At 66.8% G+C, this 17,020-nt stretch carries 22 protein-coding genes; 8 read left to right on the top strand and 14 right to left on the bottom strand.

Annotated elements, in window-relative coordinates:
- Positions 1 to 11: 11 nt before the first annotated feature.
- From A5728_RS10710 to A5728_RS10685, 6 genes are read right to left on the bottom strand one after another with little or no spacing between them, the layout of a single operon-like run.
- A complete protein-coding gene (locus A5728_RS10710) occupies positions 12 to 281 on the bottom strand; it encodes a hypothetical protein (protein ID WP_064847030.1) in 270 nt (89 codons plus the stop codon).
- Positions 282 to 296: 15 nt separating this feature from the next.
- Positions 297 to 905: a DUF6668 family protein gene (locus A5728_RS10705; protein ID WP_064847029.1), complete on the bottom strand. Its 609-nt coding sequence runs from the start codon at positions 903 to 905 to the stop codon at positions 297 to 299.
- Positions 902 to 2,350 carry an AAA family ATPase gene (locus A5728_RS14265; RefSeq protein WP_156523448.1) on the bottom strand — a complete coding sequence of 483 codons (1,449 nt, stop codon included), beginning with the start codon at positions 2,348 to 2,350 and terminating at the stop codon, positions 902 to 904. The genes A5728_RS10705 and A5728_RS14265 overlap by 4 nt, the downstream gene beginning before the upstream one ends.
- Positions 2,350 to 3,915, bottom strand: a complete 1,566-nt coding sequence (locus A5728_RS10695; protein WP_064847019.1) for a hypothetical protein — start codon at positions 3,913 to 3,915, stop codon at positions 2,350 to 2,352. Before A5728_RS10695 ends, A5728_RS14265 begins: the two co-directional genes overlap by 1 nt.
- Complete coding sequence (locus tag A5728_RS10690) at positions 3,912 to 4,547, bottom strand: hypothetical protein (RefSeq protein ID WP_064847018.1); 636 nt, start codon at positions 4,545 to 4,547, stop codon at positions 3,912 to 3,914. Before A5728_RS10690 ends, A5728_RS10695 begins: the two co-directional genes overlap by 4 nt.
- On the bottom strand, positions 4,544 to 5,665 hold the full coding sequence (locus A5728_RS10685; RefSeq protein ID WP_064847017.1) for a transglycosylase SLT domain-containing protein: 1,122 nt from the start codon (positions 5,663 to 5,665) through the stop codon (positions 4,544 to 4,546). Before A5728_RS10685 ends, A5728_RS10690 begins: the two co-directional genes overlap by 4 nt.
- Positions 5,666 to 5,836: 171 nt before the next feature.
- Here A5728_RS10685 and A5728_RS10680 point away from each other — a divergent pair, with 171 nt between their 5' ends.
- Entirely contained in the window at positions 5,837 to 6,193 is a 357-nt protein-coding gene (locus tag A5728_RS10680) for a helix-turn-helix transcriptional regulator (RefSeq protein ID WP_197493165.1), read from the top strand.
- A 100-nt stretch (positions 6,194 to 6,293) separates the two neighbouring features.
- On the opposite strand, the gene A5728_RS14845 is transcribed toward A5728_RS10680, so the two are convergent.
- Genes A5728_RS14845 through A5728_RS10660 form a run of 4 tightly spaced genes read right to left on the bottom strand, consistent with a single transcriptional unit; the run spans position 6,294 to position 8,732 of the window.
- Positions 6,294 to 6,716, bottom strand: coding sequence for a hypothetical protein (locus A5728_RS14845; protein WP_064847015.1), 423 nt, complete (start codon positions 6,714 to 6,716; stop codon positions 6,294 to 6,296).
- An 11-nt stretch (positions 6,717 to 6,727) separates the two neighbouring features.
- A complete protein-coding gene (locus tag A5728_RS10670) occupies positions 6,728 to 7,321 on the bottom strand; it encodes a hypothetical protein (protein WP_064847014.1) in 594 nt (197 codons plus the stop codon).
- Positions 7,318 to 8,319, bottom strand: a complete 1,002-nt coding sequence (locus A5728_RS10665) for a hypothetical protein (RefSeq protein ID WP_156523447.1) — start codon at positions 8,317 to 8,319, stop codon at positions 7,318 to 7,320. The genes A5728_RS10670 and A5728_RS10665 overlap by 4 nt, the downstream gene beginning before the upstream one ends.
- Positions 8,319 to 8,732, bottom strand: a complete 414-nt coding sequence (locus A5728_RS10660) for a hypothetical protein (RefSeq protein WP_064847011.1) — start codon at positions 8,730 to 8,732, stop codon at positions 8,319 to 8,321. The genes A5728_RS10665 and A5728_RS10660 overlap by 1 nt, the downstream gene beginning before the upstream one ends.
- 240 nt (positions 8,733 to 8,972) lie before the next feature.
- Here A5728_RS10660 and A5728_RS13730 point away from each other — a divergent pair, with 240 nt between their 5' ends.
- Positions 8,973 to 9,188: a hypothetical protein gene (locus A5728_RS13730; RefSeq protein WP_231885621.1), complete on the top strand. Its 216-nt coding sequence runs from the start codon at positions 8,973 to 8,975 to the stop codon at positions 9,186 to 9,188.
- 180 nt (positions 9,189 to 9,368) lie between these two features.
- Positions 9,369 to 10,976 (top strand): replication initiation protein, encoded by a 1,608-nt coding sequence (locus tag A5728_RS10655; protein ID WP_231885620.1) that lies wholly within the window; start codon positions 9,369 to 9,371, stop codon positions 10,974 to 10,976.
- A 77-nt stretch (positions 10,977 to 11,053) separates the two neighbouring features.
- Here the strand turns inward: A5728_RS10655 and A5728_RS10650 are convergent, their stop codons facing one another.
- The 4 genes from A5728_RS10650 to A5728_RS10635 form a co-directional block, all read right to left on the bottom strand.
- Positions 11,054 to 11,284, bottom strand: a complete 231-nt coding sequence (locus tag A5728_RS10650) for a hypothetical protein (protein WP_064847009.1) — start codon at positions 11,282 to 11,284, stop codon at positions 11,054 to 11,056.
- Positions 11,277 to 11,474 carry an antitoxin VbhA family protein gene (locus tag A5728_RS10645; protein ID WP_035964347.1) on the bottom strand — a complete coding sequence of 66 codons (198 nt, stop codon included), beginning with the start codon at positions 11,472 to 11,474 and terminating at the stop codon, positions 11,277 to 11,279. Before A5728_RS10645 ends, A5728_RS10650 begins: the two co-directional genes overlap by 8 nt.
- Before the next feature lie 340 nt (positions 11,475 to 11,814).
- The gene (locus tag A5728_RS10640) at positions 11,815 to 12,390 is read right to left on the bottom strand and encodes a hypothetical protein (RefSeq protein ID WP_019311249.1); all 576 of its coding nucleotides are present in this window, start codon (positions 12,388 to 12,390) and stop codon (positions 11,815 to 11,817) included.
- The gene (locus tag A5728_RS10635) at positions 12,387 to 12,713 is read right to left on the bottom strand and encodes a type II toxin-antitoxin system Phd/YefM family antitoxin (RefSeq protein WP_019311248.1); all 327 of its coding nucleotides are present in this window, start codon (positions 12,711 to 12,713) and stop codon (positions 12,387 to 12,389) included. The genes A5728_RS10640 and A5728_RS10635 overlap by 4 nt, the downstream gene beginning before the upstream one ends.
- 198 nt (positions 12,714 to 12,911) lie before the next feature.
- Between A5728_RS10635 and A5728_RS10630 the strand changes: the two genes are divergently transcribed.
- The 5 genes from A5728_RS10630 to A5728_RS10610 all read left to right on the top strand — a co-directional run bounded on the left by A5728_RS10630 (position 12,912) and on the right by A5728_RS10610 (position 16,882).
- Complete coding sequence (locus tag A5728_RS10630; protein ID WP_064847008.1) at positions 12,912 to 13,538, top strand: DUF4113 domain-containing protein; 627 nt, start codon at positions 12,912 to 12,914, stop codon at positions 13,536 to 13,538.
- Between the two features lie 338 nt (positions 13,539 to 13,876).
- Positions 13,877 to 14,668, top strand: a complete 792-nt coding sequence (locus A5728_RS10625) for a ParA family protein (RefSeq protein ID WP_082943411.1) — start codon at positions 13,877 to 13,879, stop codon at positions 14,666 to 14,668.
- Positions 14,669 to 14,679: 11 nt separating this feature from the next.
- A complete protein-coding gene (locus tag A5728_RS14260; protein ID WP_156523446.1) occupies positions 14,680 to 15,042 on the top strand; it encodes a hypothetical protein in 363 nt (120 codons plus the stop codon).
- Positions 15,043 to 15,651: 609 nt separating this feature from the next.
- On the top strand, positions 15,652 to 16,545 hold the full coding sequence (locus A5728_RS10615; protein WP_064847007.1) for an ArdC-like ssDNA-binding domain-containing protein: 894 nt from the start codon (positions 15,652 to 15,654) through the stop codon (positions 16,543 to 16,545).
- A 79-nt stretch (positions 16,546 to 16,624) separates the two neighbouring features.
- The gene (locus A5728_RS10610) at positions 16,625 to 16,882 is read left to right on the top strand and encodes a glutaredoxin domain-containing protein (RefSeq protein WP_047802774.1); all 258 of its coding nucleotides are present in this window, start codon (positions 16,625 to 16,627) and stop codon (positions 16,880 to 16,882) included.
- Positions 16,883 to 17,020 lie beyond the last annotated feature (138 nt).

The following is a 17,020-nucleotide window of genomic DNA, read 5'->3' as shown; positions in this document are numbered from 1 at the left end:
CGGGGGCCGGCTCAGCCGCCGGTGATCATGTTCCAGATCGCACCGGCCGCCCCCAGCAGAGCGGCCGCGACCAGCGGCCACACCGGGGCCTCGACCTCGTCCCCTCGGCGGCGGTTCCGCCCGGCGGTGACGAGCCCGAAGATGAAGTAGACGAACAGCACCAGCCCGGCGGCCCAGAGAATCCAGCCGAGGATCATGGTCACGTTCTCCATGCCCGGGGGCTGGGTGGGGGTGGCGTTGATAGCCGGGATCATCACGGCGTTGAGGGTGTTGGTCAGCATTGGGGGGTTCCTTTCTCAGTGCCCGGTCTGGGCGATTTTGTGGATCTTCCGCAGAACGGTCTTGAGCCGGGTGCTGGAAGGAGAGGGGGTGACGCCGGCCTCGCGCCACGACGGTTCATAGGGGACGGTCATGGCCACCGGGAACATGCGCGCCACACTGCGGGCGAAGCTCAGAGTGGGTTTGGTGATCCGGTTCTTGGGCCGGTCGTGGACGATGACCAACCCGACCAGCTCATAGGGCAGCTGCCCCGTGGCCGAGGCCCGCGCCAGCTGGGCGGCGGCCTCCAGGGAGGACGCGCTGGTGGAGCACACCAGCAGCGCCCGTGACGCCCATTCCGGTTCCTGCACCGCCGCGTCCACGACCTGCTCGGAGCACAGCCCCGCCAAGGTGGAGGTGCCCACCCCACCGGAAGCCCCGACCAGCCACAGCGTGGCCTTAGAGACCTCCACCGGGGCCGCCGGTTTCTCCTCGGGGATCGGTTCTTTAGCCAAGGTCTGCTGGAGGTTCTGCGGGCCGCGGATGGAGTCCCGGGAACCGAGGATCAGGTCCTCCTCCATCGGGTCCTCCTCCTCCACCACCTCAGGGGCGGCCACGAAGGGGTTACGGGGACTGTCCACGATCACAGGCCCTCCCGCACTGCCGCCCCGGCCCGCAGCCAGGCCCGGCGGGTGGCCGGGGTCATCGCGGAAAACCGCACCCGCCCCTCCACCAGCGCCCGGTCATAAGGGATCGTGGGCACCGCCCGCACGTAGGGGGCGAACTCCTCCGCGAGTTCCTTGGCCTTGGTCTTCTGATGGCCAGGCTCGCAGCACAGCACCACCACCACCGCGTTGCGCGCCAGCTCCTGGGCATGGGCATCCCCGGCGTGCAAAGCGGCCAGGACCCGGGAGGCGCCCTCGGCGGCGTCATCGACCGACTTCACCGGGATCACGACCTGATCGGCGTGGCCGATCATCGCCTGCCAGTTCGCTCCGCGTTCGGTGTTGCCCGAATCCATCACGATCGCCCGGTAATACTTCGCGGCCACCGCGTGCAGCCGGTCCACCTCCTCTCCGGTGACCATGTGCCGCTCCTGATCCCCGGAACGGTCATCGGAGCGCAGCACGTCGTACCGGTCCGCCGGCTGGTGGTGGACGTAACCCAAAAGGTCACCGGCCCGGGCGTCAGAGGTCATGAAGTGCTCAGTGCGCCCCAGCAGATCGACCACGGTCGACTCATGGCCGGCGTCGAAGGTGCGCCAACCCAGCGACCCCAGGGAGTTGTTGTTGTCCCAAGCCAGCACCCCACCCCCGGACAGGCGGGCGAAGACCGCCGATAGGCAGATCACCGTGGGGGTCTTGCCGGCCCCGCCCTTGGGGTTCAGAACCGCGATCGTGCGCGGGCCCGGCCAGTGCGCCGAGACCGCGGCCTCGTCCTTCCGCTGGCTCAGCTCCGCGGCCGAGGGCGCCAAGCTCAGGCCCAACTGGTTCAAGGCCCCGCGCCACCCGTGCTGGGCCGGGGCGTCCACCTCGGGACGGTCCACGAACGAGGGCAACGACTCCCGCCGGCTACCAGCAGCCGCAGGCTCGGCCGCCACAGGGCGGGCCGTCGAGGGACGGCCGCCGAGGAACGGATTAGGGGCCGTGGACGTCGCCGCCACCGGGGCCACCGCCTGATCCTCCTCCACCGCCGCAGCCACCGGGGCCAGGGACTCGACGGGGGCCGGTGCCGCCAGGGCCACCGCCAGGTCCTCCTCAGCCGCAGCAGGCACCGGCTCAGGCTCAGGGGACTCGACCGGGGCAGCCGCCCGCTCTGCCGTAGCCACCGACTCAGCCGGGACCTGGACGGTGGCCGGTGCCGCACTCTCCTGCCGGGAGGTGCCATCGGCGCCGACCAGGAAGGTGCGGGACCCGGCGGGGTCCTCGATGTGCAGCTGCATGTCCTGATTGGTCTGCTCCGCCAGAGCCTTGGCCGTGGCCATCACCGAGCGGCGGGCATCGCCCACGGTGGAGTGGTTCTCACGGGTGATCTGCCCGGCGGTGTCCAGCTCCACAGCACCGGTGGAGTCGATCGTCGCAGTCATTCTCATCAGGGGGTCTCCTTAGCAGTGGGGGTAGGGCTCGCAGTCGGTGAAGTGCTGGCAGTGGGGCTGGCTGTGGGGGTGGGGCCGGTCTCCACCAGGGCATAGAGGGAGCCATCGGTGGACCCGGCCACCCGAGTCATCGCCATTCCGTTGTCCGTGATGACGTCAGGCACCGCCGCCTGGTCAGCCAGGGTGGTGGCCTCGGTCGCCCCGTCAGGGGTGACCTGGGACTGCTGCCCGTCATCGGTGACCCAGGCGTAGCCGGCGGCCAGCGTGGCTTGGCCCTCCAGGAGGTGGGCGGTGGTGGCGTCCACATCGACCAGCACCATTGAGGCCAGCAGCAGCCCGTGCACCCGATCGGTCTGCACGGTGGAGGTGGTGATCTGGTTCCCGTCGAGTTCGCGCACCGCGACCTGCTTCACCGCGGTCGCCTCGGTGGACTCGTCCACGTCATAGAACCCGACGAGGGTCTGCTTCCCGTCCTTCCACGCGGCCACCACCCGGCCCTCCACGCTGCCGAGGATGCCGGTCAGCTCCGCACCCTTGGCCGGGGCCGGCAGTCTCGCAGGCTTGGGCAGGGCCGCCGAATCGGTGCCAACCCGCCACACCTTCCCCGCCTTGGCATCAGCGGCGATCAGGTCCGCCCCCTGGGCCTCCAGCGGTTTGGCGGCCGCCGGCACCACCCGGGAGGCGGCGGACCCGTCCGCACCCACCAGCAGGGACTTCTGATTGGGAAGGTCCAGCCGGGGTACGGTGCCCCCGTCCAGGACCACGGTGGCCTCCTGCGGCACCTGAACCCGGATCGGCTCGGGAGAGTCCGGGGTGAACAGCACCAGCTCTTTGCCCGTGGCGGCGGCCAGGCGGGTCTGCCCGTCCACGGTGAACAGCCCCAGCTGGGTCACGGTGAACGGCGCGGTACGGCTCCACTGCTCCACCCCCGTGTCCGGGTCATGGCCGATGAGCTTGGCGCCGTCCACACTGACCGGCCGGCCCTCCCAGTCCAGGACCGCCTGCACCTGGGACCCGGACATGGGCGTGGCCCACGCGCCGTAGGTGTCCCACCCGGCCGGGGCCGGCACCGGCAGCTGCGCTGGGGGCGGGGTGCGCACCACCGCCACCGGCTCCCCCTCGCCCTCGGTCAGGTTCATCGCCACCGAGGCCCCGGCCGTCAATCCCAGAACCCCGACGCTGCCCCAGATCGCCAGGGCACGACGACGCTGGTTTCCGGACCGGGCACCCGCCTTGCGCGTGGTGGCGGCGCTCCCGCCCCGCCGTGCTGCGCTGCGGTCAGCTGCCCCGGGACCAGCCGGAGGCTCGTACTCCTCCAGGGTGCCCAGCTCGGCGTCCACGACCATCTCGAACATGGACCCGTCCTCGGTGTGGCCCTGCACCCGGCACGCCTTCAACCCGAGTCGTCGGCACGCCTCAGTAGCCGCATCAGCGGCGACCTCGTGCGCGGTGGCAGCGTCGAGCACCGGGTAGGTCAGCACCTCCCCGTTGGCCTCGGCCACGATCTGCTCCGCCCCGAAGGTCAGGGTGATCACCGGCCAGGTGTGCACGGCCGGGCTCACGAGGCGGCCTCCCCGGCGGGCAGCTCGTGCGACTGGTGGCCCACGACCTCCCAGGCCCCGGAGTGACGTTCCAGGTAGATCATCACGTGCCGGGTGCCGGTGCCCTCGGCCGGTTCCCCGTCGCGGCTGGCCCACCGCCAGGTCACCTTGTACGCCCGGATCGCCTTGTCCTGCCCGACGTCGCGGGTCGTGTCCCCGATCGCCGGCACCGCCTGGGCACGGCTGTAGGCCCCGTGCGAGGCAGGCTCCAGCCACGCCCCCTGGGAGGCGTTGCGCTCCGGCTCCACCTGGTGGCCCGCCCACTCATCGGACATGAGCGGCTTGGTGCGGATCGCAGCCGCCGTCTCGGTGCGGTCCACAACGGTGTCCCAGGAGTGCAGCAGGATCGCGGCCGCCCGGGTGGTGGAGTCCACGTCGGTGCGGTCCACGTCCTCAACGGCCGGGAACGTCCCATCCCCGGGCACCTCCGGGGTAGGGAAGCTGTGGGTCGTCGGCCAGGCGGCCGGGGCCGAGCGGGCCGGGGCCGCTGCACTGGAGGAGGTGGACGTCTCTTGGGCCGGGCTGGTCGAGCATGCCGCCAGGGGTACGGCGCACAGGGCCAGGGCAGTGATCAGATGGGGGCGGCGGCTCATTGCGGCCACGCTCCTTTCTCGCGCAGGATCGGCTCGGGGTCGATGTTGAAGCCCTGATAGGGAAAAACGACGTCGGGGGCATTGGGCTTGTAGATCTCGATGTGCAGGTGGGTGGACATGCCGAACTGGCCCCGGTTGCCCTCCACACCGATCACGTCGCCGCGGGTGAGCTTCTGGCCCTTCTTCACGCCCCAGGAGTTCAGGTGGCAGAAGGCGAACCCGAAATCGGGATCGTCCCCGTCCTCCTTGGCAATCACGCACCCGTCCGCATCGTTGAACCCGGTGATCCGCAGATCGGTCGGGGCGATCACCGGCCCTCCGGCACCGGAGCCGGCACCGGGGGTGGCGAAGTCCAGGCCCATGTGGTTCTGCGCCCACGCGGGCACACCGGGCAAGTTGCGCCGCCCGTAGCCGGAGGTGAACTTGCCCCCGGGCAGCGGTGCGGTCCATTCCCCCTCCCCCAGGTCCCCGTCCCAGGCCTTGCCCCCGGTAGGGGGCTCACACCCGGGGGAAAATTCGATCTGACCGCCGTCGAGGATCGTGGCCACGTAGCGCTCGGTTTCCGCGAACGGCGGCACGCCTTTGTGCTGGGCCACCGCACCGGGGCCGGCGTTGTAGGCGGCCAGCGTCAGGCGCACCAGCTGGTCGGCGTCATCGCTGGCCAAGGGCTTCACCTCGTTGCGCAGCGCTGCCATGTAGCGCCCATAGGCAGGGATCGCGTCCTCGGGATCGGTCACGTCCCCGCCCTCCCCATAGGCGGCCCAAGTCTCGGGCATGAACTGGGCGATGCCCTGGGCCCCGGCGGAGCTACCGGCCTGGGGGTCCCAGTTGGATTCCTGCTTGAGCTGGGCTGCCGCCACGCTCACCGGCAGTCCTGCCGTCTTGGCGGCTTCTTCCACGAGCGGTCCCCAGCCGTTGGGAACGTTGATCACCGCATCGGCGGAGTCCTCACCGGAGACAACCGTGGCAGGGGTGCACCCGCCGGCCGATGCCTGCATGTCCGACACCAGCGCGAGGCCGGCGACACCCACCACGGGCACGCCGACAGCCACCACCCCGACCAGCGCCAAAGCAGCGAAAACCAGGACGGAGGAATCCTTGGACTCGTCTTCCTCCATGAGTCACCTCCCGTCCCAAAGCGAATCGTTTTGAATGTCTTATACAGATATAAGAGTTGTAGCACGTTTCTTCTGTGTAAAGCAGTCAAAACAAGTTCGACTTGTTGCGGTATGGACCTCGGGTCTGGAGCGCGATGTCAGATGCTTGGGAGATGTTGTGGGTGCGACACAATGAATTCCGTGCCGTCCGTAGTTCGCCCCGCAGGTCAGCCTGATCTTGTTGCCGAAGCCGCCAAGGTGTTCGGCAATACCGTCCGGCTGTCGATCATCAATGCCCTCAGGCAGGGTCCGGCGCTACGTGCGGAGCTGGTGGCGCGAACGGGACTCCCGGCCCAGACTCTCGGTGCTCAATTGACCGAGCTAGAGGCTATGGATGCCGTGAAGGCGGAGGCGCAGCACAGCCGTGGTCGGCCAATGTTGTACTACGCGAACCACGCCCGGCTCGAGAGGTTGCTGTTGGCTCTCACGCAGTATGTCCTGGCGGATGCCCGGGGTACGGATGGGGAGACGCGCATCAACCCTCATTGATGTTTTGCCATGCCGAGCACCCTTTCGAAACTATGTTGAACATGTTCAACATGGATCCTACGGGCAGTCCGGCTAGGGCTCAAATGCTGTACGGCACGTTCTACCGCTCGCGCTGGTCCTTCTCGATGACCTCGAGAATCGCCTGAAGGCCTTCGGGGTCGATCTGCCCAAGGGCTCGGGCGGCAAAATTGCGGACCTCGGCTCGTCGAAGGGCCCGGACCGTGGTCAGCTCCTGCTCGACCTGCTGCGGCAGCGGGCCGTCCTCCTGAACGAGGTATCGGGGGTCCACGCCAAACACTTCCCCCAGTGCCCGGAGCAGTTTCTCGTCGGGGCGCACCCGGATGTCGGCTGTTTTCAGGTAGTGCCATTTCGTACGGGAGATCGCCACGCCGCGGTCTTTGAGGCCTTGCTGGATCGTGGTGAAGTCGTATGTTTCGCTGGCTTCGGTGCGCAGGGTGTCCAGCAGCAGGTTGATCTTGTCGGCCAAAGTCTCGGCTGAGCGCCGGCGGTCCTCGTCTGCCACTTTTCCGCTCCTCATGTCACGATCCAGGCGTAGATGCTGCCCAGGAAAGCCAGCCCGTAGATAAAGCCTGAGATCACCTGTGGCCTGGTGTGATCCTGGAGCCGGATACGGCTCCAGCACACCGCCAGGCCCACCGGAACGAACAGCAGCCCGACCACACCCCAAGATGTTGTCAGGGCAACAATAGTTCCGCCCATCATCATGCCGTGCCCGGAGATCTTCCACCACGGGCTCACCACAGCGATCACCAGCCCGGCCAGGAACGTGGCCACGAGCAGCGCCACGATCTCGATCGGTCCCTGCAGCAGGATCGCCGCCGTGAGGTAGCTGAGGACCAGCACCAGTACTCCGGCCATCACCGGGCGGCGGTGCTCCTTCACGCTCACATGGTGGTCGGTGAGGATCTCTCGGCGCACCAGCATGAGAACCACGGCCAGCGGAACTCCGCACACGATCAGGGCCGCGCTGATTCCCCACCACAGCGAGGCCGCCGTGGGGTTCGCCCCCCAGGGCAGCGCGATAAGCAGTGCCGCCAGCAACACCGGAGGCTGGAAGGCCTCCGTGGCGGTTCTCTCCCAGCGGGGGACGACAATCGAGGTACTCATGATGTGAGTTCAAATCTCCTCTCGGCGGCCTGAAGAGCACACCGTTGCTTTTCCGACAGGCCCACGTTCTCTGCCCGCAGGGCGTCTTCGACGGCAATGAGGGCGCTGTAGAGAACCTTCTGGGGATCAGCCGACAGAGCGCTGCACCAGCCGGGAGGGCGCCCACCAGGGCTCCACCGGTTCGCGCCGAGTTGGGTCCACACCGGGGCGATCCTCAAGATGTCCAAGCGCAGACCCATCTTCAGTCGCCGGCCTTGGGCGTAGAGACCCAGCCACGCCACGGCCAAGCACACCAGCACGGCCCCGGGTAGGAAGACCAGGCCAAACGAGACCCTCAGGGCCACAGCTACAGCATCCCACGTGGCTGAATACCCGAGGACTGCGTAGCCGGCCTCGAGGGTGCAACCGAGCACGAGCAGAGAACCTCCCACGCCCAGGCCGAGCAGGCTCGGCCACAGCAGGCGGTCGTGCCCCGGCTGGCGCAAGGTGAGTTCCCGGAAGGCGACACGGGCAACATGGGCGGCGTTCCAGGCTCCCATCACCATGATGAGCAGCGTGTAGACCAGGGTGCCGACTTGGGCAAGGTGGTCCGGAATGAACGCTGCCGAGGTCGGGCCCCGGTTGATCGAGAAGAACGCTGCCGTCAGTCCCAGCAGTAAGGCGCTACCTATGGTGGCCTCCCGCAAAGTCCGCGCCCGGCTCCAGTGCCTGCGCTGCAGGGATTGGACGAGGGCCGCACGCAGGCACCATACGGCGCTGAGTGCGAGCAGGTTGCGTATCAGGTGGAAGATATTCTCCCCGCCCATCCACGCATCCACGGTTCGTTCGGGAACCATGACCCCGTTGGCTGAGAAGGCCAGCGCTGCCAATGCCGTGCCCACCCAGACGAAGTCCACTCGGCGTCGCTGCGCTACTCGTGGCAGACGAACGACCACTGCCACGGCGGCGAAGATGCACGCCACGGCCTTGAGCAGACTCAATAGCGCTCCGAGGCTCATCAGAAAGTCTCGAGCAGAGGGTTCACTTGTTGGGTCAGGCGGGCGGCCAACCTCGTGGCGGCGTTCTCTGCCTCGATTTCCTGGGCCGTCCAGGTCGAGGAACGCCCGAGAAGGGTCTTGATCCGCCGAGAACCCCCGATGTGGGTGAAGGCGTTCCCCAGCGTCAGTTCGCAGCCACCGTGCATGAGGAGGATGTGTCCGTACTCGTGCAGGATCACGTGCCGGCGCAGCAGCTCGCTTTCGCCGGCAGCATGGAAAATCCAGGATCGCTCAGCCTTCTCCAACCACAGCCCCGTGACGTCCTGGCCCAACCCCGTAGGGGCAGGCTCGATGTGGACGGGCTTGCCGTGCCGACGCTGCACCTCCAAATGAAGACCCTCCCAAGTGAGATGGTCCGGCAGTTCAGCCAGCACATCTGAGTCGGAACGGGAAACAGCTCCCCCTAGCCAAAACATGCCCCCAAGGCTACCTGGAACTTGAACATGTTCACGTTGAACATGTTCAAAAGACTGTATGATTGATGCGATACACCTAGGCGGGAGCCTTCACTGCGTCTTTACTGCCTCAAGTTTCAGAAACAAGGGGGCAAGAAAATTATGGAGACACGCCCCATACTGCTACCGGTTGCGGTTGCAGTATGCGACGATGGCTTCATGACTGAGTACCAGCAGCCGAAGCTGCAAGGACACAAAGTGGCGTTGTCTACGCGCGTGTCTCCTGAGCAGCATCGTGCGGCCGTCGAAGCGTCTCGTCGAACGGGACTCAGCATGGCCGAGTACATCGGCGCCTTGATCGACCGCGATGCGGGACGACCCAACAAGCTTGACAATAGGGAGGAGCCGCGCCTACCGCTGGCTAATTCCGCTTAAACGACTGACGACCCGCCTGGCAGGGCGGGCCGTCGAAGTCATTTGGCTGTCTCAGGTCGCCAAACTCGCGACAGCCGTTTCAACAGCTAACTGAATCGGAACCTGTCATGAATCCAATATCAGGGGACTGTTATGTCTCCTAGTGTACCTGAGGCGCGTCCACAAGTGGACCCTGCCTTGATGGATGTTGTTCTTTTTTGCCCCGAGACCCCGGCCCGCCGGTTCCTTGAGCACCACCGGATCGAGTACTTCCGGTGCGGTCAAACCAAGTCGCAGGCGTTCCCGAACCGTGGGCGGCCTGCTGGTGACTTCGCGTTCATCCAGCTCAACCCGGCCGATTGGTTGAACTTCCTCGTCGTGGACGTCGATGACGAGGCCGCGTTGTTGAACCTGATGCACCCGGCGGTGCCGGAACCGACGTGGATCATCGAGAACCCGGCCACTGGTCATGCTCAGGCCGGGTGGGCCATCGAACCGGTCTACCGGGGCGAGGGCGCTCGGCCGTGGCCGATCCGCTACGCGGAGGCGGTGCAGCGGGCCCTGGACCGGCTAGTCGATGGGGACCCGTGCTTCACCCGTTATTTGGTGCGCAACCCGGCTGCTGAGTTCCCGGCCGGGCGTGTGTGGTGGGGTCGCAGAGCTAGCCCGTGGTCTTTGGGGGATCTCAAGGCGCACATGGCCGAGTACATTGACCCGTTCCACGACGAGGCTATTGATGGACCCGCCGCGTCAGCCTGGGACCCGGGCACGGCCTTGCTGGGGCGAGCCGGCATCCCGCGGGTCCCGGTAGTGGACACCGCCACGGAGGTGGGGCGCAACACCGCTATCTTCCGCGCCACCCGCCGGTGGCTGTGGGACCAGCGGCAGGCCCGCCACCAGACCCCGACGGAGGCCGCCTCGATCGCCCACGCCAGGGCGCTCAACGCCCAGCTGCCCCACCCTCTGACCGATAGCGAGGTCGCCTGTCTGGCGCGCTCGGCCGTCCGTCAGGTCAACGCCGGCAAGGGACGCCCCACCTCTACCAGTGGTTCCGATGCTGCACACGAGTATCTAGCGCGGATGGGCCGCCGCGGCGGGAAGGCCAGGACCGAGGCCAAGGCGCGTGCGGCGGCAGACAACGCCGCCCAGGCCCGTCAGGCCCGCACCCGCCGTGTGGGGCAGCTGCGGACTCTAGCGGTGCAGTTGCGGGCGGCGGGGGCGACCTACCGGGCCATAGCCGAGGCCGTAGGGCGTACTACACGCACCGTGATGGCCTGGTTGAAAAGCGAACCCATCACCCCCGCTGGCAGCCCCGTCGAGGAGGGTGAAGTTCTCCAAGCAACAGGTATTGGTTCCGCCCCCGCGGTGTACCCCGCCCCCGCCCCTAGTGTGGAAGTGCCCCCCGGACCTGCCGATGAAGAGGATGCCCCCGTGACGAGTGAACCCGCCTACCAGTGGCCCGAAGGCGTCCTGCCTGGAGAACCAGACCCCGACTTCCGGGATCGGCTCCTCCCCGAGCACCGCGGCCTCACTCTCTGGGTGCCCCTGGACTACCTGGAGGATCATCCCACTGGCTCCGGGTACTGGTCTTTCACGACCGCCTCCGACTACTGGGAGACAGTCAAGGACGGATCGTTCCACGGTGCTGCGCTGGGTGGGCGAGAACTGCACGTCACTGAAGTTGGGGCCCGTGTTGGAGAAATCCACGGACTGCGCTTCACACACTTGACCGCCGTCTCTTACGAAGTCACTCGAGTCGCTGGCGACTCCCGGTGGTCAGCACGGTTCCCCGGCTACATCGTCTACTGACAAGGCGAAGGCCGGGACGGTTGCCCCAGTGCCGCTGGTGTTTTCGCAACCGTTAGGTGGGTCGGTCAGGGGCGCGGTCAACGGCGGTGTGGTGCGGGGGCGAACATCTCCTGCAGGGCAGTAACGTCATGGTCCTCGGGTGCGGACCGGGAGGCGGCGTCGTTGATCGCCCCGGTGAGCTGGGTCCAGTCCAGCCACCAGCCGGCGGCGGTGAGCTCTGTCGTGGTGCAGGCGCCGAACAGGTTGGCCAGGATTCCGGTGTGTGGGTCCAGATACGGGTCACGGTATGGGTTGGGGGCATCACTCAAGGCTGTAGCGGGCGCGGGTGCGCCGAACCAGCTCCTCGATCTCGAGCCCATCTGCGGCGAAACGATCCAGCTCCGCCCGGGTCGCTGTGGTGACGTGAAGTCCTTCCATGGCTGCGCTGTGCACCACGGAGGCCACCTGTTGTGCCCGGTCTATCTCGAGAGCCGGCGGCAGAATGTGTTGCTGAGCCATGGAACCTCCCCGATCAGTGTGTCAAGTCGCGCCATGCACAACTGTCTCCTACTCCCCATTACTTTTGTGTGCCTCGCCGGTCCAAGAAGATGCAGGAGTGTTGATCGGCCGGTGGCCGTCGTGGTCGTTGCCCCGGTCATCGATGATCCGGTGGTGTCGACGGCATTTGGTCCGGTGGTTACGGATCGCTGAGAGAGGTCGGATCTTCACAGGCCTTCCTCATGTGGAGGCCTGGCATGGTCACCTCCCGGTCGGCCAGTGCCCGACGGTCCCCCACACACCCTTGCCGGACCCGGTTGATGTTTCGGTTTGCATTTTGCGCTGGGGCGCACCGGAGGAGTCACCGCGGGGTGGACCAGTACGCCTCGAGCCGGGCCATGGCGTCTTCGGGGGTCATCGCGGCGACTTCTTGGGCGCTCAGTCCGACCTGGGTGATGAGGCGGCGGGCGAGCCAGTCCGGGACGGGTTCCACCGGGACAGGTTCGGGGGTGGCCTCGAGGTCCGCGAAGAGGCGGCCCATGGACTTCAGCACCGTGGTGAGAGCGGTTGCCTGGGGTGAGGTGCCCAGGGCGGCGACACGGGCGGTCATCTCCTGGTAGACCTCATCATCGGATCGGGCGCCGGCGGCCCAGACCTCGGCGACATCGATCACGGTGGCCCCGACGGTGTCAGTGGTCGTTCGCCACACGATGCGCCAGTCGCGGTCGCCGACCACTAGTTTGCGGAAGCCGATGAGGTCTCCCAGTAGTGGTTCGCCGGCCTCGACGGAGCGCTCCAGCAGGAGCATTTTCTTGAAGGCCCAGCGCACGATCTGGGGGTCCTTGCGGTGCAGCCGGTGCAGGTCGGCGATGGCGTCTTCTGTGAGTCGGACGACCGCCCGTGGAGCATCCGGGGTGGAGGGCCCGGGTGTGCTCACGGTCTGCCGGCGGCCAGGTCGGCGTCCAGTTCTGTCTCCAGCTGGGCCCGGTCTAGGCCGAAGGCGGTCAGTGCCTCATCCAGGGAGCCGCGCACTCCGCTGTCGGTGGCAGCACGCACGATGACTAGGGCCGCATCGCGCAGGTCTCCCTCCAGGGTGCGCAGCTGCTCCAATTGGCGGGCGCTCACAACGGCGGCCACGGTTTTGCCGTGGCGGGAGACCATGACCTCCTCCCCTGCCTCGGCGTCTTTGATCAGGCCGGCCACACCGCGCTGGGAGGCCTCGGTGACCGAGATGGGATGGGAAAGATCCAGAAGAGACATATCCAAAGTATACATTTTTCTGTGTAGTTTGGGGGCTGGTGAAGATCGCCACCGAGGCCGTCCAGAAGATCCTGCCCGCGCATGGAGGCATGATTTAGGGCCAGATCCCGGGCGGGTACGGGAACCGACTCATAGTTCGGTCGCTGCTAACCGAGGTCTGGGATCGAGACCATCGCCCAGCTGCGTGATGCCGACCCGGTGGCCATCCCGGACAAGTTCTCCGTGGTGCAGATGCGCACCGTCCTGGAGCTCAATGGCTTCCCCGCCATCCCGGTGGAGGACGAGGTGGCGACCAAGCAGCAGATCCTGGTCTCCCGGTCGTTCCTGGACCCGATTCACGACCCGGAGATCGTCGGAGCCGCGGTGGCCGAGTTCGCCCAACGCGCCTCCCACCGGCTGCGGAAGGAAGGCGAGGTCACCGGGCGCTTCCTGGTGTTCGCCAGCACCTCCCCGCACCGGCCCGGACCCGAGCACAGCGTCTCCGCGCACGTGCGCCTGGCCGTGCCCACCAGCGAACCCACTCCCCTGGTGGCCGCGGCCCGAGCGGCCCTGGCGCCCAAGCTGGTGCACGGGATGCAGTACATGCGCGCCGGCATCCTCTGTATGGACCTCGCCCCCGGGGGGTCCGTGCCCGTCCTGCCCGGCGTCATCGAACAACCAGCACCCCTCGGTGAGTTGATCGACGCTGTAAACCGTCGCTTTGGCACTGCCACCCTTGCGTTGGGGAGACTCGGCACCAACTCCCCTGCCCCCTGGCGCAACCGGCAGACCGACCTATCTCCTAGCTACACCACCGACTGGGCAGAGCTGCGCACGGTCAGCTGAACACCCATGACCGACCGCACCACCGTGGATACCGTCCGTACCCCCGTGCCCACATGGGCACGGCAAAAGCTCCATCGCTCCGCGGCTTTTCCCGCACCCATGATGGACACCGGGACCCAGCACCCCGCCTGTCCACAACGGCCAGCACCCTTCCATCGCAACCTCACCTCTGACCCCGGCCGTCGTGGACAGCCTCCTTCCAGCGTGCGAACCGTGGAACACCCAACACCCCGTGCCTATATGCCATAAAGACACGATGACATAAGGTGGGGAGGGAAAGGGTACATAGGCACCATGCCTATAGGTCATAAAGGCACAACTGGAAAGGTGGCTCTGGCGTGGCTCCTCCGCTCACCATCGCAGTAGCTCAGCAGAAGGGCGGAGTCGGTAAGACGACGACTACCGCCAACCTCGCCCACGCCGGCAGTCGTGCCGGCGCCCGAGTCCTTGCTATCGACCTGGACCCCCAGGGCAACCTCACCCGGACTCTCTATGACCAGGAGATACCCGAAGGCCAGCCCATCACCGCCGACGTACTCACCGAAGATGGGCCCGTTCCACTTGCCGACGTCATCGTGCCCACCGCATGGTCCGGGCTAGACCTGGCTCCCACCGTGGATCGGGACCTTGCTGCCGTCGAGCGGGACCTCACCCAGAATCCGCGCACCCCCGCCAGGGTGAAACTGCTGCACGAGGCCATTCAGGCCAGCGAGGTCGCCGCCGGCTATGACGTCGTGCTCATCGACTGCCCTCCCAATATCGGAGCCCTCACCCTGGCCGCGTTGGCAGCCGCCGATCGAGTCCTGGCCGTTACCGAGCCCACCCTTTTCTCTGCTGATGCACTCGTGGAAATCGAGGAAAGCGTGGCCCGGGTCCGCCAGCATTACCACGTGCCCGTGACGCTCTCGGCGGTGCTGGTCAATAAATGGCGATCCAACGTCATTGAAGACCGGCACTGGAGGCTATCCCTGGCCGAACAATTCGGGGACCTAATGCTGGACCCTCCGGTGCCGCAGCGCGTCATTATCAGCCGGGCCATTCAAGCCGGAGTGTCCCTGAGCCAAATGGGAGCTGACGCCAAGCCAATCGCAGACCTCTATGACCGTCACTACCGGACCCTCACCGCCTAGGAGATTCACTGATGCCGACCCAGCACGCCCCCAAAGCATCCCGGCGCCGTCGCAGCGGTGCGGACCCTATCGCGCCCACAGCACCAGAGCAGGAGACGCCCGCGCCGGCGCCTAAACCTGCACCCCAACCTGAAACGCCGCCGCAGTCCACAGCAGCCGTCGAGCAGCGCGACCGACTCCGCGTGACGGTGCCGAAACCTCTGCTCACCGAGCTGAAAAGGGCCTACGTCATCGACGCCGGCCCCGGCATTTCCTGGTCCGACTGGATCACCGGACTGCTCACCACTTCCCTTGATGACCTGCACACCAAGTACGGCGTCGAGGAGTTCACCGGACCCGGAGTGCTCAGCCCAGGACGTCCACGCAGCCAGTGAGCAACGTGCAAGACCATGCCTATGTGTCACCATGCCTATGTGTCACCATGCCTATGTGTCACCATGCCTATGTGTCACCATGCCTATGGGCCAACGTGCCTATGTGCCACAAAGGCACGATGGCACAAACGAGAGATCTGGACGAAGGCCGGCCCGAGAGCTACGGGTCGGCCTTCGTCCATTCGCGGCCGCCACCGAAAAAGCAGCGGAGCGTTTCCCATGGTCGCCGGCCTGCGGTTCTCCGGCTGCGCCAGCGGCAGTGGGCCGGGCTCTTTCTTCCAAGGACAGGCGACGGGATGAGGTGCCTGGCCGGGGCCGCGTATCGAGCTACTGGCGGCGCGTGGAGACCTCCGAAAAGGCTCAGGGCCTCCGCCCAGCACACCCCCGTCCCAAGGCGCCAAAGGGGCCCCCAGCACACCTCCGTCCCAAGGCGCCAAAGGGGCCCCCAGCGCGCACCCTGGGGCGCGGGGCGCCCCGCGCCTAAAAGCCAAATAAATACCGGCCGCGCGCCACCAAAATACCAGTAAAACCAGGAAAAAGACTTGCCACATTTACGCGGGGGGGCTAGTATAGAACTATAAGAAAGACCACCAAGGAAAGGGAAAAATAATGACCACCAAGACCAAGACCCGCAAGACCGCCGAACAGCGCCAGGCCGAGGCAAAGGCCCTGCACGAGAAGCTGACCAACCAGGTCGAGGCTCTGGCGACCTCGGGGGAGTGGCAGAAGTTCCTGGACTACGCCGCCAGCTTCCACAATTTCAGCATCAACAACGTCCTGCTGATCACCGCCCAGTGCCCGCACGCGACCCAGGTCGCTGGCTTCCGTCAGTGGCAGGCCAAGGGCCGCCAGGTGCGCAAGGGCGAGAAGTCCATCAAGATTTTTGGCTACAGCTCCAAGAAGGTCACCGAGAAGAACGAGCAGACCGGAGAGGACGAGGAGAAGAAGATCACCATTTTTCCGATCCTCTCCGTGTTCGACATTTCCCAGACCGACCCCATTGAAGGCGTGGCGGCCCCGGCTCACCCGGCCCGCCGCCTGGAGGGCTCCGACGACGCTGACCTGTACGACCGCACCGCCGCCTACCTGGAGGGCATCGGCTGGACCGTCACCCGCGAGCCCATCCCGGGGGAGACCAACGGCTACACCACCACCGACGGCACCCGCCGCGTCGTCGTGGAGGCCAACGTCTCCGACGCCCAGGCCGCCAAGACCGCGATCCACGAGGCCGCCCACGTCCTCCTGCACGCCGATGAGGACCACGCCGAATACATCGCCCACCGTGGCATCAAGGAGACCGAGGCCGAGTCCGTGGCCTACATCGTCGCTGGAATTTTCGGCCTGGACACCGCCGCCTACTCCGTGGGCTACGTCGCCGGGTGGAGCAAGACCGACCCCGAGACCATCAAGGCCACCGCCGCAAACGTCCTGCGCGCTACGCACACCCTCACCGAAGCCCTGGACCCCATCGAGGCCGACGAGGACACCGAGCCCACCAGCTGACCAGCCGACCCCGTGCCGGGGGAGGGCCCCCGCCCTTCCCTGGCGCTTTCCCCCCCCAGCACCGAGCAGGAGGCCCCCGATGGCTACCGTGACCCTCTACACCGCCCCCCACTGCACCGATTGCACCGCCGCAGCCCAAGCGATGGACCGTAAGCGCATCCCCTACGCGCCGGTCAGCCTGGCCACCGTCCCGGCGTCCCTGGACTACGTGAAGAACCTTGGCCACCAACGCGCCCCGGTGACCGTGATCGAGGACGACCACGGCGCCGTGGTGGACCACTGGAGCGGATACCGCCCCGACAAGCTGATGGGCCTGGCCCGGACGCTGAGTACCTGAACATCAGAGGGGCGGCCCGCCAGCACCAGCGGACCGCCCCTCCCGTCGCCGGCAGCAGCATCCCTCCGGGAGCAGGCTCAGATCGACTTCCGCGAGATCGAAGCCGTCCGTGGTCGCGGCCACGGCGTCGAGACGCGC

It is taken from the genome of Kocuria sp. ICS0012 (assembly GCF_001665945.1).
Lineage (GTDB): Bacteria > Actinomycetota > Actinomycetes > Actinomycetales > Micrococcaceae > Kocuria > Kocuria marina.
The sequence above is the reverse complement of the archived record's forward strand: the minus strand, read 5'-3'. Positions and strand labels throughout refer to the sequence as shown.

Coding starts and splice junctions, on each gene's coding strand:
- A5728_RS13730 (WP_231885621.1), top strand. CDS start 8,973: ATGACTGAGTACCAGCAGCCGAAGCTGCAAGGACACAAAGTGGCGTTG.
- A5728_RS14260 (WP_156523446.1), top strand. CDS start 14,680: ATGCCGACCCAGCACGCCCCCAAAGCATCCCGGCGCCGTCGCAGCGGT.
- A5728_RS14265 (WP_156523448.1), bottom strand. CDS start 2,350: ATGAGAATGACTGCGACGATCGACTCCACCGGTGCTGTGGAGCTGGAC.
- A5728_RS10665 (WP_156523447.1), bottom strand. CDS start 8,319: ATGAGCCTCGGAGCGCTATTGAGTCTGCTCAAGGCCGTGGCGTGCATC.
- A5728_RS10710 (WP_064847030.1), bottom strand. CDS start 281: ATGCTGACCAACACCCTCAACGCCGTGATGATCCCGGCTATCAACGCC.
- A5728_RS10615 (WP_064847007.1), top strand. CDS start 15,652: ATGACCACCAAGACCAAGACCCGCAAGACCGCCGAACAGCGCCAGGCC.
- A5728_RS10610 (WP_047802774.1), top strand. CDS start 16,625: ATGGCTACCGTGACCCTCTACACCGCCCCCCACTGCACCGATTGCACC.
- A5728_RS10680 (WP_197493165.1), top strand. CDS start 5,837: ATGAATTCCGTGCCGTCCGTAGTTCGCCCCGCAGGTCAGCCTGATCTT.
- A5728_RS10645 (WP_035964347.1), bottom strand. CDS start 11,474: ATGGCTCAGCAACACATTCTGCCGCCGGCTCTCGAGATAGACCGGGCA.
- A5728_RS10690 (WP_064847018.1), bottom strand. CDS start 4,547: ATGAGCCGCCGCCCCCATCTGATCACTGCCCTGGCCCTGTGCGCCGTA.
- A5728_RS10655 (WP_231885620.1), top strand. CDS start 9,369: ATGGATGTTGTTCTTTTTTGCCCCGAGACCCCGGCCCGCCGGTTCCTT.
- A5728_RS10635 (WP_019311248.1), bottom strand. CDS start 12,713: ATGTCTCTTCTGGATCTTTCCCATCCCATCTCGGTCACCGAGGCCTCC.
- A5728_RS10685 (WP_064847017.1), bottom strand. CDS start 5,665: ATGGAGGAAGACGAGTCCAAGGATTCCTCCGTCCTGGTTTTCGCTGCT.
- A5728_RS10670 (WP_064847014.1), bottom strand. CDS start 7,321: ATGAGTACCTCGATTGTCGTCCCCCGCTGGGAGAGAACCGCCACGGAG.